Raw genomic sequence first — 13,414 nt, 5'->3', positions numbered from 1 at the left:
TCCAATCCTTGAGGGAGCCCGGTTACTTGAGGTCGTTCTCGCTGTAGGTGCCGCCGTCGACGAGGATCTCCTTGTAGTTGGCCTTGTCGACGCTGACCGGCTGCAGCAGGAAGGCGGGGACGGTCTTGGCGCCGTTGTCGTACGTCTTGCTGTCGTTGACCTCGGGCTTCTTGTCGTTCAGGACCGCGTCGACCATGTTCGAGGCGACCTTGGCGAGCTCGCGCAGGTCCTTGTAGACGGTCTGCGTCTGCTCACCGGTGATGATCGACTTCACCGAGGCGACCTCGGCGTCCTGGCCCGTGACGATCGGCATCGGCTTGGCCTTGGTGCCGTAGCCGTCCGACTTCAGTGCGGAGAGGATGCCGATGGAGATGCCGTCGTACGGCGAGAGCACGGCGTCGACCCGGTCGCTGCGGTAGCTGGACGTCAGCAGGTCGTCCATGCGCTTCTGGGCGGTGCCGCCGTCCCAGCGCAGGGTGGTGACCTGGTTGAGGGCGGTCTGCTTGGACTTGACGACCAGCTCGCCCTTGTCCACGTACGGCTTCAGGACGTTCCAGGCGCCCTGGAAGAAGTACTTGGTGTTGTTGTCGTCGTTGGAGCCGGCGAACAGCTCGATGGAGAAGGGGCCCTTCTTGCCGTCCTCCAGGCCGAGCTTGTCCACGATGTACGAGCCCTGCAGCTCGCCGACCTTCTCGTTGTCGAACGAGGCGTAGTAGTCGACGTTCTCGGAGCCCAGGATCAGCCGGTCGTAGGAGATCACCGGGATGTCGGCGTCCTTGGCCTGCTGCAGCACGTTGTCGAGGGACTTGTTGTCGATCGCCGCGACGATCAGGGCGTCCACGCCCTGCGTGATCATGTTCTCGATCTGCGAGACCTGCTGGTCCGGGTCGTCCTCGCCGTAGACGAGCTTGGTCTTGTAGCCCTTGCCCTTCAGTTCCTTCACGACGTTGGCACCGTCGGAGATCCAGCGCTCGGAGGACTTGGTCGGCATCGCGACGCCGATGGTGGCGCCGTCGGAGCCACCCTTGTCCTCCTCGCTGCCGCCTTCGCTGTTCTGGCCGCATGCGGTCAGGGCGAGGGCGAGGGAGGCGGCGGAGGCCACGGCGGCAAGTGCGGCTCTGCGATTGCGCATTGTCATCATCCTTGATGTGGGTCAGGACTCGGTCCGGTGGCGCCGAAAGGCTTGGGGCGGCTCGACCGAGAGCAGATGTGTGGGATTGTGCGCGGCTCTGTCTTTTTTTGGGGGGTCTGTTTCCGGAACGTTATGACGAGATGCCGAACCGGTTGAGCGGGCCCGGCAGTCGGCTGCCGAGCGCGGCCATGCCCCCGTCCGCCCCGTGCCGCGCGAGCAGGTCCAGTGCCAGTCGGCCGCGTCGCACCCGCTCCTTGGCGGTGGACAGGGCCAGCTCCCGCAGGTGCTGGCCGTACGGGTAGATCCCGGGCGACTTGGAGAGGCCGAACTTCAGGTACAGCGGCGCACCGCGCCGGATCAGTTCGGCCACCTCGTACATCCGCACATAGCCTCCGAGGTCGTCGGGGGCCTCGATGTAGAGGTCCATCGGCGCCCGGGAGACCTTGCGGATCTCGGTGAGCTGGGCGAGCGTCAGGTCCGACGGGATGTTGATCGAGTCGGCGCCGAGCTGCTCGAACACGGCGTACGAGGCCGGGTTCACCGGCCCGATGAGCGCCGACACCTTGAAGGTGGTGTCCGCGGGCAGGACGCCCTGCGCGCGAAGCCGGTGCAGGGTCCACAGCACACCCTCGTCGGCCACGAGCAGGCACTTCACTCCCAGCCCGGTGGCGCGCAGGGCGTCCTCGACGCAACCGGCCAGGGCGTCGTGGCCCCGGGCGCGCAGCCCGGCGCCGCCGGAGTCCGTGCGGACCGAGGCGCCGGTGTCCCAGGTGCCGCGCGGCCCCGTGAACAGGCAGAGTTCGATGTCCCGTTCGGCGCAGCCCTCCACCATCTCGGTGATCTCCGCGTCGGTCAGCATCCAGATGCCGCTGCCCTGGCTGATCCGGTGGACCGGGACGTCGAGCCTCGCGGACTCCTTGAGTACGACACCGAGGGCCTCCGGACCTTCCACGGACGGCACCTCGGTGCGCCAGCTCCCACCCTCGGGGAAGGAGTGCGGGGAGGCGTCGGCCGGGGACAGGGGTGCCGGGCCGAGGCCGAGCGCGGTGAGTGCGGCGTCACCGGGGCGGCGGGCGCCGGCGTCGCCGGGGGAAGAGGCAGGGACGTCGTTCACGACTGGTCCTTCATGTTCGGTATTTCGGACGACATTCGGATCGTTGGGGGCACGCCGGTACGGAGGCGGTCAGGTCGCCGCCGCACCGGCGTACGGATCAGGGCGGGCCCGTCACGGCCGCAGCAGCACCTTCCCGGTCTCCGGGTCCCCGGATCCCACCAGCGCCACGGCCTCGCCGAACCGCTCCAGCGGGAACTCGTGGGTGATCAGCGGCGCCGGATCGAGCAGCCCGGCCGTGAACGCCCGCACCGCGTAGGACCAGGCCGCCGAAGGCGCCCCGAAGACGCTGCGCACGGTGAGCTGGCTCAGGGACAGATGCACCGGGTCGATGCCCACGGCCCCCGGGGTGAACATCCCGGTCAGCACCACCCGCCCGCCACGACGCGCCAGCAGGCACGCGTCCGCCGCGGTGGAAGGCGCTCCGGCCGTCTCCACCACCAGGTCGTACCGGCCCCGCACCTCCTCGGACTCCTTGGGCGTGCGGACCTCGCCCGCCCCGAAGTCCAGGGCCGGCGCGGCGCGGCCCTGCCTCGGGTCGATCACGGTGAGCTCCGCCGGCGACACCGCGGCCAGCAGCTGCACCGCGAGGAGGCCGAGCGTGCCCGCTCCCACCACGGCGATCCGCTCACCCGGTTCGGGTGCCCCCGCCCGCACCGCCGCCGAGATCACCGCGGCCGGCTCCAGCAGGGCCGCCGCCCGCAGGTCGGCGTCGTCGGCCAGGAGGTGCAGCAGCCGCGCCGGGACCAGCAGGTGATCGGCGAACGCCCCGGGCCGGGTGAACCCCGTCTCGTCGTAACCCGCCGTGCACAGGGAGGTCTCCCCGTACCTGCACCGCTCGCAGCGCCCGCACGCCCGGAAGCCCTCGGCGACCGTGCGGCGCCCGGTCAGTACGGGGTCGACACCCTCGCCCACGGCGTCGACGGTGCCCGACCACTCGTGCCCCGGCACCACGGGGTAGCGCACATAGGCGGGGTCACGATGGCCGTCGTAGACCTCGCGGTCGCTCATGCAGATACCGGCCGCGGCGACCCGCACCCTGACCTCGCCGGGGCCCGGCTCCGGGAGCGGCCCCTCGGTCAGCCGGTGGCTGCCGGGCCGCTCGATGGTCAACGAGCGGGAGAGGGACATCACTTGGGCTGCCTCTTCTCCCAGCCGTCCGCCCACAGGTCGAAGCGCGCCTGCTGCTGCGGGAACTCCGCCGCCGCGTCCACGTCCAGTTCCACGCCGAGCCCGGGCGCGTCGGAGAGCTCGAAGCAGCCGGTGGCGGGGTCGACGGCCGGGGCGCCCTTGACGACCTTCTTGATGTCCGCGTCCGCGAAGTCGTTGAAGTGTTCGAGGATCTTGAAGTTCGGGGTGCAGCCCGCGACCTGGAGGCTGGCCGCGGTCAGCACCGAGCCGCCCACGTTGTGCGGGGCGATCAGCGTGTAGTGGGTCTCGGCGGTGGCCGCGAGCTTGCGGGTCTCCAGGATGCCGCCGATGTGGCCGACGTCCGGCTGGATGATGTCGACGGCCTGCGACTCGAAGAGCTCGCGGAACTCGATCCGGTCGTGGATGCGTTCGCCCGTCGCGATGGGCAGGTCGACCTTCTCCGCGACCTTGCTCAGCGCCTTGAGGTTCTCCGGCGGCACCGGCTCCTCCAGCCAGGCGGGCTTGAACGGCGCCATCTCGCGGGCGATCCGCACCGCCGTCGACGGGCTGAACCGACCGTGCATCTCCAGCATCAGCTCGGTGTCGGGGCCGATGGCGTCCCGAACGGCCTCGATCAGGGAGACGGCGTAGCGGGTCTCCTCCTGGCCCAGCTCGAAGTGGCCCGTACCGAAGGGGTCGATCTTCAGCGCCCGGTAGCCGCGCTCGACGACTCCCTGCGCCGCCTTGTGGTACGCCTCCGGGGTGCGCTCCGTGGTGTACCAGCCGTTGGCGTAGGCCTTGACCCGGTCGGTGACCTTCCCGCCGAGCAGCTGCCAGACGGGGACGCCGAGCGCCTTGCCCTTGATGTCCCAGCAGGCCATCTCGATGACCGCGATGCCGGACATCACGATCTCCCCGGCCCGCCCGTAGTCGCCGTACTTCATCCGGCGGACGAGGTCCTCGATCGCGAACGGGTCGGAGCCGTCGATGTGGTTCGCCGACGCCTCCCGCAGGTATCCGAGCAGCGCGTCCGTGCGGCCCAGCATCCGGGTCTCGCCGACCCCGGTGAGACCCTCGTCGGTATGCACCTGGACGTAGGTGAGGTTGCGCCACGGCGTGCCGACGACGTGCGTGCTGATTCCGGTGATGCGCACGGGTGTTGCCTCTCCACGGTGTTCGGTATTTCGTCACTCGTTCGAAATGCTGGCGTGACCGTAATTCGGGCCCGGGGACGTGTCAATGCCTCGCGCACGTAGGCTGAGGCCATGAGTGATCTCGGGGCGGGTTTCGGTTACTTGATCAAGGGACAGCGCTGGGCCTTCGGGCACGGCCGCTGGTTCGGCTTCGGCCTGCTGCCCGCGCTGATCACACTCGTCGTCTACGCGGGCGCGCTCGTCGGCCTGGGCTACGGCGCCGACGACTTCGTCGGCTGGGCCACCCCGTTCGCCGACGACTGGTCCTCGCCCTGGCTGGGCCTCCTGCGCAACACCCTGACCGTCCTGGTCTTCGTGTTCGGGATATTCCTCGCGGTCATCACCTTCACCGCGGTGACCCTGCTGGTCGGCCAGCCGTTCTACGAGTCGCTCTCCGAGGCGGTCGACCGCAGCGAGGGCGGCGAGGTGCCCGAGTCGGGCCTGCCGCTCTGGCGCGAACTCTGGATCTCCGCCCGCGACTCCGTCCGCATCCTGCTCCGCGTCGCGCTCTACGGGGTGCTGCTCTTCGCCCTCGGCTTCATCCCCGTCGTCGGGCAGACCGTGGTCCCCGTCCTCGGCTTCTGTGTGTCCGGCTACTTCCTCTCCGAGGAGCTCACCGCCGTCGCCCTCCAGCGCCGGGGCATGGTCCTGAAGGACAGGCTCGCGCTGCTGCGCGGCCGCCGCATGATGGTCCTGGGCTTCGGCGTCCCGCTCGCGCTGGCCTTCCTCGTCCCGTTCGTCGCGGTGCTCCTGATGCCGGGCGCCGTCGCCGGCGCCACGCTGCTGGCCCGCGAGCTCACGGCGCCCCCCGCGACGGACCCGCGGCCGACGTCGCCGTACACCCTGCAGAAGGACTGAGCCGTCGCGGGCCCCGCGGAGATCAGCCCCCCCCGCGGGCCCCGCGGAGGGGATCAGCGCACCGAGAACCCGTACACCGTAGTGGAGGCGAACTCCTCGCCGGGCCGCAGCACCGTGCTCGGGAACTCCGGGCGGTTCGGGGAGTCCGGGAAGTGCTGCGTCTCCAGCGCGATCCCCGCGCACGGCACGAAGGGGTCCCCGCCGAAGTGGTCGGCCGTGTACAGCTGGAGCCCCGGCTCCGTCGTGCGGACCGTGAGCAGACGCCCCGACGCCGGGTCGTACAGCTCGGCGACAGGCTCCTCGCCGGTCTCCTCCAGCACGTAGTTGGTGTCGTAACCGGGGCCCACCGGCTTCTGCTCCCGGAAGTCGAACCGGGTCCCCTCCACCGGAACGAACGCTCCTGTGGGGATCGACTCCTCGTCCCCCGGGGTGATCCGCCCGGCCGCCAGCCGCAGCTCGTGTCCCAGCGCGCTCCCGCTGTCCGCCCCGGCCAGATTCCAGTACGTGTGGTTCGTCAGGTTCACCACGGTCGGCGCGTCCGCCGTCGCCCGGTAGGCGATCCGCAGCGCTCCGTCCTCGTCCAGGGTGTACGCCACCGACACCGCGAGCCGCCCCGGGAAGCCCTCCTCGCCGTCCTCGGCGACCAGGGAGAGCCGTACACCGTCCGGCACCTCCTCGGCATCCCACACGCGCTTGTCGAAGCCGCGCTCGCCGCCGTGCAGGGTGTTGCGCCCCTCGTTCCGTGTCACCCGGTGCGTGCGCCCGTCCAGGTCGAAGGACCCGCCCGCGATCCGGTTCGCGTACCGGCCGACCACGGCGCCGAAGTACGGGCCCGTGTGCGTCTCGTACCCCTTGACGTCCGGCAGCCCCAGGGCCACCTCGGTGCGGGCGCCGTCCCGTCCGGGCACCACGACGGACTGCACCACGGCGCCGTACGTCAGCACGCGGACCCGGGTGCCCTCGCGTTCCAGGGTCCAGCGACGGACCGGTGTCCCGTCCGTGAGCGTGGAGAAGTCTTCGCTGTCTACCGCTGTACCCGTCGTCACGATCAAGGACCTTACGCCGGAGGCCCGGCAGCCGTGACGTTGCGGTAAGCGATCTCCGCCAGCCTGGCCTGGCCGTTGCGCCCCGGATGGAACCAGTCCCACTCGCTCAGCTGTTCACCGGTGAAGCGGTAGTCGAACACCGCCCCGCCGTCGTAGCGGCAGCGCTCGTCCCGCGCGCAGACGTCCCGCAGCACCTCGTTGTAGGCGACGACCCGCTCCAGCACCGCGTCGCGCCGAGCGACCGCCGCGGCACCCATGTCGTCGGCGTCGCCCAGCATCGACCGGCAGATCCCCAGCTTCCAGATCTGCTTGCCCAGCGGATTCTCCCGCCCGGTCGACCAGAGCCGCTTGAGATCCGGCACGCTCGACACGTACACCTGGGACTTCGGGGCCGAAGCGCGCAGCTGTCTCATCGACGCCTCGAACGAGGCCCGGAAGTCCGGCACCGGGGTCATCAGCCGCACCGAGTCCCGGCAGGCGTCGTTCGCGCCGATCATCACCGTGACCAGCTCCGGCCCGTCCTGTGCCGCGAGCGCCATCTGCTCCGGGAGCTGCGCCATCCTGGCGCCCGACACGGCGTGGTTCCAGCTGTGCGAGGCCGCCTTCGACGCCCCCAGGAGGCGCACGGCGAGGCTCCGCACCCCGTGGTCGCTGCCGGTGGCCCAGGACACCTCCGGGCAGTCGGCCAGCACCGAGCAGGCGTCGAAGCCCCGCGTGATCGAGTCCCCGACCGCCGCGACCGACGCGGGGCTCGCGTCCCACGCCGGTGTCGGCGAGGGGGAGGGGCTCCGGGTGCCGGCGGTGCTCCGTGAGCCGGGATCCCCGTCGGAGGAGCAGCCGGTGAGCGTCACGGAGCCGACGAGCGCGACCGCCACCAGAGTGGCCGCGGCGCCCCGGACACGGCGGCGTGACGCACGCTCAGGCATCCCTGTCTCCCCTTCGGTCACACGGGTGATTGTGCCCCTGGCACAACCGGACAGCCCCAGGTGGCGGGCCCTCGCGCCCTCGCGGGTGAATGCTGAGCGAATCATGGGCCCGGGACCGACGGTACGTCACACAGCCGGCCCCGGCGCACGGTAGCTTTTCCCCGTCGAACCAGTGGCGCCCGACCGGCCCGCCGACGAATCAGTGGGTCCGGTAAGTTAACTCACGTCACATACTGTCCCTTTTCAGGAGATTCACTCCCGATGCTGTTTACTGATGACAACCTCGGTAGCCGGCCGGGAAGAGACGGTACGGGCGCGAGGCCGCAGGGGAAGGCGAACCTCGTCCCACACTGGAGGTCCCGGTGACGACACGTGGAGTTCTGTACGTTCATTCCGCACCGCGCGCGCTGTGCCCGCACATCGAATGGGCGGTAGCGGGTGTTCTCGGTGTGCGGGTCCAGCTGGACTGGATCAGACAGCCGGCCGCTCCCGGCACCTGGCGGTCCGAATTCTCATGGAAGGGCCGGGCGGGTACGGCCTCGGAGCTGGCCTCGGCCCTCCGCGGCTGGGACCTGCTGCGCTTCGAGGTGACGGCGGAGCCGTGCCCCACGGCGGAGGGGGAGCGCTACAGCTCCACGCCGGGTCTCGGCATCTTCCACGCCGTCACCGGCATGCACGGCGACATCCTGGTCCCCGAGGACCGGCTGCGGGCGGCGCTGGCGCGCTCCCTGCGCGGCGAGACGGACCTGGAGGCCGAGGTCGCCAAGCTCCTGGGCAAGCCGTGGGACGACGAGCTGGAGTCCTTCCGCCACGCGGGAGAGGGCGCACCGGTGCGGTGGCTCCACCAGGTGGTGTGACGGGAGGCGGCCCGGGGACGCGCGGCGGGCCCAGCTGAAACGTTTCCTTCGGCTGCCCTCCGGACGTCGGTCCGGGGCCCCGGCAGCGCGTCGCCCGGGCCCCGTGCGGGCCCACCGCCGACGGCACCGCACGCAGCGCGGAGGCCCGCCTCCCGGGTGGGAAGCGGGCCTCGCGGAAAGGACAGCGGGTCAGACCGAGCGGAACGCCAGCACCACGTTGTGGCCGCCGAAGCCGAACGAGTTGTTGATCGCCGCGATCGAGCCCTCGGGCAGCGTCCTGGGCTCACCCCGTACGACGTCCGCCTCGACGGCCTCGTCGAGGTCGTCGATGTTGATCGTCGGCGGCGCCTTCCGGTGGTGCAGCGCCAGCACGGTCGCCACGGTCTCGATACCGCCCGCACCGCCCAGCAGGTGGCCCGTCATCGACTTGGTGGCCGAGATCGCCACGTGGTCCAGGTCGTCGCCGAGCACCGCACGCAGTGCCTTGATCTCCGCGATGTCGCCCTGCGGCGTGGACGTGGCGTGCGCGTTCAGGTGCACGACCTCCGACGGCTTCAGGTCCGTCGAGTCCAGCAGGTTCTGCATCGCCGCGGCGATCCCGCGCCCGGTGGGCTCGGGCTGCGCGATGTGGTGGGCGTCGGCGGACAGGCCCTGGCCCAGCACCTCGCAGTAGACCCTGGCGCCACGCGCGGCGGCGTGCTCCGCGGACTCCAGGATCACGACGCCGGCGCCTTCGCCGAGGACGAAGCCGTCCCGGGCCGTGTCGTACGGACGCGAGGCCTTCTCGGGCTCGTCGTTGCTCTTGGACATCGCCATCATGTTGGCGAACGCGGCGATCGGCAGCGGGTGGATGGCCGCCTCGGTGCCACCGGCGACGACCACATCGGCACGGCCGGTGCGGATCATCTCGACGGCGTACCCGATGGCCTCGGCACCCGACGCGCAGGCGGAGACCGGGGTGTGGACGCCGGCCTGGGCGTTGACCTCCAGACCGACGTTGGCCGCCGGGCCGTTGGGCATGAGCATGGGAACGGTGTGCGGGGAGACGCGGCGTACGCCCTTCTCCTTCAGCACGTCGTACTGGTCGAGCAGGGTGATCACGCCGCCGATGCCGGAGGCGATGACCGATCCCAGACGCTCGGACTGGATCTTCTCGTCCTCACCGGCCTTACCGGTGAAGCCGGCGTCCGCCCAGGCCTCGCGGGCCGCGATCAGCGCGAACTGCGCGGAGCGGTCCAGCTTGCGGGCGAGCGGACGGGGCAGTACCTCGCCGGGGTCGACGGCCGCGAGGGCGGCGATCCGGACGGGCAGTTCGGCGAAACGTTCGCCCTCGAGAGGCTTGACGCCGGAACGGCCGGCCATCAGACCTTCCCAGGTCGATGCGGAGTCGCCACCCAGCGGAGTGGTTGCGCCGATACCGGTGACGACCACGGTGCGATTGGTCGGGCTCACTGGAAAATCTTCTCCACGTGTAGAGGGTCGTGAATCAGCGGCGCCACCGCCGGGTGGCGACACACAGGACGGGCTGGGATCAGCCCTGGTGCTTCAGGATGTAGTCGGCGGCGTCGCCGACCGTCTTGAGGTTCTTGACGTCCTCGTCGGGGATCTTGACGTCGAAGCGCTCTTCGGCGGCGACGACGACCTCGACCATGGACAGCGAGTCGACGTCCAGGTCGTCGGTGAAGGACTTGTTCAGCTCGACGTCCTCGACCGGGATACCGGCGATCTCGTTGACGATCTCGGCGAGACCGGCGACGATCTCTTCCTGAGTGGCGGCCATGTTGGCGCTCCTTCGATATGTTTCTGCAGGGTTCGGGCGTGCGGACCGAAAGGTCCGGTGTGCCTAGGGGAGGGTAACGACCGACGCGGCGTAGACGAGACCCGCCCCGAAGCCGATGATGAGCGCCGTGTCGCCGCTCTTGGCCTGACCGGTCGCCAGGAGCCGCTCCATTGCGAGCGGAATCGAGGCGGCCGACGTGTTGCCGGTGGTTTCCACGTCACGGGCGACCGTGACGTGCTCCGGCAGCTTGAGCGTCTTCACCATCGAGTCGATGATCCGCATGTTGGCCTGGTGCGGAATGAAGACATCCAGGTCTTCCGGGGAGATCCCGGCCACTTCCAGCGCCTGCTGGGCGACCTTCGCCATCTCGAAGACGGCCCAGCGGAAGACCGCCTGGCCCTCCTGCGTGATGGCCGGGAACTTGACCTCGCCCCGCTCGTTGAGCGGAAGGTTCGAGACGTCGCCGACGTGCAAGTCGTTCCACGAGACGGTCTGCTTGATCGTCTCGGACTTGTCGCCCTCGGATCCCCACACCGTGGGGCCGATGGCCGGCTCCTGGGACGGGCCCACGACGACCGCGCCCGCGCCGTCACCGAAGAGGAAGGCCGTCGCGCGGTCCTCCAGGTCGGTGAGGTCGCTGAGCCGCTCCACGCCGATGACGAGCACGTACTCCGCGGAACCCTCGACGATCATGCCCTTGGCGAGCGTGAGGCCGTAGCCGAAGCCCGCGCAGCCGGCCGAGATGTCGAAGGCCGCGGGCTTGCCCGCGCCGATCCTGTGCGCGATGTCGGTCGCGACGGCAGGGGTCTGCTTGAAGTGCGAGACGGTGGAGACGATGACTCCGCCGATCTGCTCGGGAGTGATCCCGGCGTCCGCGATCGCCTTGCCCGACGCCTCCACGGACATCATGGACACGGTCTCCTCGTCGGAGGCCCAGTGGCGGGTGGCGATACCGGAGCGGGAGCGGATCCACTCGTCGGACGAGTCGATCGTCTCGAGGATCACCTCGTTCGGCACGACACGGACCGGGCGGTAGCCGCCCACACCCATGATCCGTGCGTACGGGGCGCCCTTGCTGGGCTTGATCTTCGACATGCTCTCGGGCTCCTTAGGCGCCTGCGTGCTCGGAGATGAGCGCGCGGGCCGCGTCGAGGTCGTCGGGGGTCTTGAGCGCGAGGGTCTTCACACCGGGGAGCGCGCGCTTGGCGAGCCCGACCAGGGTGCCACCGGGGGCGGCCTCGATGAGGGCCGTGACACCGAGCTCGGCGAAGGTCTCCATGCACAGGTCCCAGCGGACCGGGTTGGCGACCTGGCCGACGAGCCGCGAGATGACCTCGGCGCCGTCGGCGACCGTCTTCCCGTCGGCGTTCGACACGTACGTCACCTTCGGGTCGGTGACCGTCAGGGCGGCGGCCGCCGCACGCAGCTTCTCCACGGCCGGAGCCATGTGGTGCGTGTGGAACGCGCCTGCGACCTTGAGCGGCACCACGCGGCGCACGCCTTCGGGCTTGTCCTCGGTCAGCGCGGCGATCTGGGCGGCCGTGCCGGCGGCGACGATCTGCCCGCCGCCGTTGACGTTGGCCGGGGTGAGCCCCAGCTTCTCCAGATGCTGCACGGTGACCTCGTGGTCTCCGCCGAGGAGCGCGGCCATGCCCGTCTCGGTGACCGCGGCGGCCTCGGCCATGCCGAGCCCCCGGGTGCGCACGAAACGGAGCGCGGCCTCGTCCTCGATGACGCCGGCGAGCGCGGCGGCGGTGATCTCACCGACGCTGTGTCCGGCGACGACGCCGGGAGAGGCGTCCAGGGCGGCGGCGGAGAGGAGACCCGCGGCGACCAGCAGTGGCTGAGCCACCGCCGTGTCGCGGATCTCGTCCGCGTCGGCCTTCGTGCCGTAGTGGGCAAGGTCGAGCCCGATGGCGTCGGACCATCCCGCGATGCGGTCGGCGGCACCGGGGAGTTCGAGCCAGGGAGTCAGGAAGCCGGGCGTCTGAGCGCCTTGGCCGGGAGCGACGAGTACGAGCACCCTCACACTCTCTCTTGTGGACGGCCCCGAACGCCCGTGGGGACAGGGACGAAGAACCGTCAGGGGAATTGTTGAAGTTCGACAAAAGTCTAGGACTGAGTGTCCCCGTCGGCCAAGCGCCCCAGGATGAGGGCGATCCGCAGAGTGAACGCGGATCGGACGTCGGAGGGTGACCACCCGGTGACGTCGGTCACACGTCGCAGCCGGTAGCGCACGGTATTGGGGTGCACGAACAGCATCCGTGCCGCGCCCTCCAGGCTGCTCGCCTGCTCCAGGTACACACTCAGGGTCTCCAGAAGTGCCGAACCCGCTTCTTCGAGCGGTCTGTAGATCTCCTCCACCAGCTGATCGCGCGCGGCGGGGTCGCCCGCCATCGCGCGCTCAGGAAGGAGATCGTCCGACAGGACGGGCCTCGGAGCGTCCTGCCACGCCGAGCAGGCCTTGAGACCGGCGGCCGCGGCCTGCGCGGAGCGGGTGGCCGCGAGCAGGTCGGGCACCACCGGGCCGGCGACGACAGGACCGGCCGCGTACGGGCCGATCAGCGACTTCGCCACGTTCAGAGGGTTGTCGCTGCCGCCCGCGATCACGACGAGACGGTGGCCGAGGACCCCGGTCAGGACCTGGAGCTTGGCGTGCCGGGCCGCCCGCCGGATCGCCTCCACGGTGAGCTCGCTGTCCCCGTCGGGCGCGGTGCCGAGGATGACGCACACGTGCTCGGGGGAGTTCCAGCCGAGGGCGGCGGCCCGGGACACGGCACCCTCGTCGGCCTCGCCGGACAGCACCGCGTTCACCACGAGCGACTCCAGCCGGGCATCCCACGCGCCACGCGCCTCGGCGGCCTGCGCGTACACCTGCGCGGTCGCGAAGGCGATCTCGCGGGCGTACACGAGCAACGCCTCGCGCAGCACCGACTCGTCGCCGGGCGCCGCGACCTCGTCGATCGCGGCCTCCATGACCTCGATCGTCGTCCGTACCATCTCGACGGTCTGCCGCAGGGTGATCGCCCTGGTCAGCTCGCGCGGGGCGGTGCCGAACACGTCGGTCGAGATGGCCTGCGGCGTCTCCGGGTGCCGGAACCATTCGGTGAACGCGGCGATACCGGCCTGGGCGACCAGGCCGATCCAGGACCGGTTCTCCGGTGGCATCGCCCGGTACCACGGCAGCGTCTCGTCCATGCGGGCGATGGCGTTGGCGGCCAGCCGGCCGGAGGACTGCTCCAGCCGTTTCAGGGTCGCGGCGTGCAGATGGGCGTCATGCGTGGCGGGCTGCTCAGGATCGGGTCGGGGCACGCACACAAGACTGCCTTATCGGGACAGGTGCCCGGAGTGGCGGGGCGGAAGGTCGTCCGGCGGGGATA

13 protein-coding genes are annotated in these 13,414 nt (G+C 70.5%); 2 read left to right on the top strand and 11 right to left on the bottom strand.

What is annotated here, in order from left to right; genetic code table 11:
* Positions 1–22: 22 nt before the first annotated feature.
* The 4 genes from chvE to ACFUNE_RS00340 all read right to left on the bottom strand — a co-directional run bounded on the left by chvE (position 23) and on the right by ACFUNE_RS00340 (position 4,528).
* On the bottom strand, positions 23–1,132 hold the full coding sequence (chvE, locus tag ACFUNE_RS00355; RefSeq protein ID WP_383560541.1) for a multiple monosaccharide ABC transporter substrate-binding protein: 1,110 nt from the start codon (positions 1,130–1,132) through the stop codon (positions 23–25).
* Positions 1,133–1,262: 130 nt separating this feature from the next.
* A complete protein-coding gene (locus ACFUNE_RS00350; RefSeq protein WP_383560538.1) occupies positions 1,263–2,246 on the bottom strand; it encodes a hypothetical protein in 984 nt (327 codons plus the stop codon).
* A gap of 111 nt (positions 2,247–2,357) precedes the next feature.
* On the bottom strand, positions 2,358–3,377 hold the full coding sequence (locus ACFUNE_RS00345) for a zinc-binding dehydrogenase (RefSeq protein WP_383560535.1): 1,020 nt from the start codon (positions 3,375–3,377) through the stop codon (positions 2,358–2,360).
* A complete protein-coding gene (locus ACFUNE_RS00340; protein ID WP_383560533.1) occupies positions 3,374–4,528 on the bottom strand; it encodes a mandelate racemase/muconate lactonizing enzyme family protein in 1,155 nt (384 codons plus the stop codon). Before ACFUNE_RS00340 ends, ACFUNE_RS00345 begins: the two co-directional genes overlap by 4 nt.
* 111 nt (positions 4,529–4,639) lie before the next feature.
* Here ACFUNE_RS00340 and ACFUNE_RS00335 point away from each other — a divergent pair, with 111 nt between their 5' ends.
* Positions 4,640–5,425, top strand: a complete 786-nt coding sequence (locus ACFUNE_RS00335) for an EI24 domain-containing protein (RefSeq protein WP_383560531.1) — start codon at positions 4,640–4,642, stop codon at positions 5,423–5,425.
* A gap of 53 nt (positions 5,426–5,478) precedes the next feature.
* Here ACFUNE_RS00335 and ACFUNE_RS00330 read toward each other — a convergent pair whose 3' ends face one another.
* Both ACFUNE_RS00330 and ACFUNE_RS00325 read right to left on the bottom strand, forming a co-directional pair.
* Positions 5,479–6,471: an aldose epimerase family protein gene (locus tag ACFUNE_RS00330; RefSeq protein WP_383560529.1), complete on the bottom strand. Its 993-nt coding sequence runs from the start codon at positions 6,469–6,471 to the stop codon at positions 5,479–5,481.
* An 11-nt stretch (positions 6,472–6,482) separates the two neighbouring features.
* Positions 6,483–7,397 carry an SGNH/GDSL hydrolase family protein gene (locus ACFUNE_RS00325; RefSeq protein WP_383560527.1) on the bottom strand — a complete coding sequence of 305 codons (915 nt, stop codon included), beginning with the start codon at positions 7,395–7,397 and terminating at the stop codon, positions 6,483–6,485.
* 362 nt (positions 7,398–7,759) lie between these two features.
* On the opposite strand from ACFUNE_RS00325, the gene ACFUNE_RS00320 reads away from it, so the two are divergent.
* Positions 7,760–8,254 carry a DUF3145 domain-containing protein gene (locus ACFUNE_RS00320; RefSeq protein WP_383560524.1) on the top strand — a complete coding sequence of 165 codons (495 nt, stop codon included), beginning with the start codon at positions 7,760–7,762 and terminating at the stop codon, positions 8,252–8,254.
* A gap of 189 nt (positions 8,255–8,443) precedes the next feature.
* Here the strand turns inward: ACFUNE_RS00320 and fabF are convergent, their stop codons facing one another.
* From fabF to ACFUNE_RS00295, 5 genes are all read right to left on the bottom strand, one after another.
* The gene (gene fabF, locus ACFUNE_RS00315) at positions 8,444–9,706 is read right to left on the bottom strand and encodes a beta-ketoacyl-ACP synthase II (RefSeq protein WP_383560521.1); all 1,263 of its coding nucleotides are present in this window, start codon (positions 9,704–9,706) and stop codon (positions 8,444–8,446) included.
* 79 nt (positions 9,707–9,785) lie between these two features.
* Entirely contained in the window at positions 9,786–10,034 is a 249-nt protein-coding gene (locus tag ACFUNE_RS00310; protein WP_383560519.1) for an acyl carrier protein, read from the bottom strand.
* A gap of 63 nt (positions 10,035–10,097) precedes the next feature.
* On the bottom strand, positions 10,098–11,129 hold the full coding sequence (locus ACFUNE_RS00305) for a ketoacyl-ACP synthase III (protein WP_383560518.1): 1,032 nt from the start codon (positions 11,127–11,129) through the stop codon (positions 10,098–10,100).
* 13 nt (positions 11,130–11,142) lie between these two features.
* A complete protein-coding gene (locus tag ACFUNE_RS00300) occupies positions 11,143–12,057 on the bottom strand; it encodes an ACP S-malonyltransferase (RefSeq protein WP_383560515.1) in 915 nt (304 codons plus the stop codon).
* 89 nt (positions 12,058–12,146) lie between these two features.
* A complete protein-coding gene (locus ACFUNE_RS00295; protein ID WP_383560512.1) occupies positions 12,147–13,346 on the bottom strand; it encodes a PucR family transcriptional regulator in 1,200 nt (399 codons plus the stop codon).
* Between the last annotated feature and the right edge of the window lie 68 nt (positions 13,347–13,414).

The sequence above is a fragment of the Streptomyces sp. NPDC057287 genome (assembly GCF_042667905.1).
GTDB lineage: Bacteria > Actinomycetota > Actinomycetes > Streptomycetales > Streptomycetaceae > Streptomyces.
This window is presented reverse-complemented; position numbering and strand designations above follow the sequence as displayed.

Bases quoted from the DNA above. Each gene is read 5' to 3' on its own strand.
- ACFUNE_RS00335 (WP_383560531.1), top strand. From the start codon at position 4,640: ATGAGTGATCTCGGGGCGGGTTTCGGTTACTTGATCAAGGGACAGCGC.
- chvE (WP_383560541.1), bottom strand. From the start codon at position 1,132: ATGCGCAATCGCAGAGCCGCACTTGCCGCCGTGGCCTCCGCCGCCTCC.
- ACFUNE_RS00310 (WP_383560519.1), bottom strand. From the start codon at position 10,034: ATGGCCGCCACTCAGGAAGAGATCGTCGCCGGTCTCGCCGAGATCGTC.
- ACFUNE_RS00325 (WP_383560527.1), bottom strand. From the start codon at position 7,397: ATGCCTGAGCGTGCGTCACGCCGCCGTGTCCGGGGCGCCGCGGCCACT.
- ACFUNE_RS00305 (WP_383560518.1), bottom strand. From the start codon at position 11,129: ATGTCGAAGATCAAGCCCAGCAAGGGCGCCCCGTACGCACGGATCATG.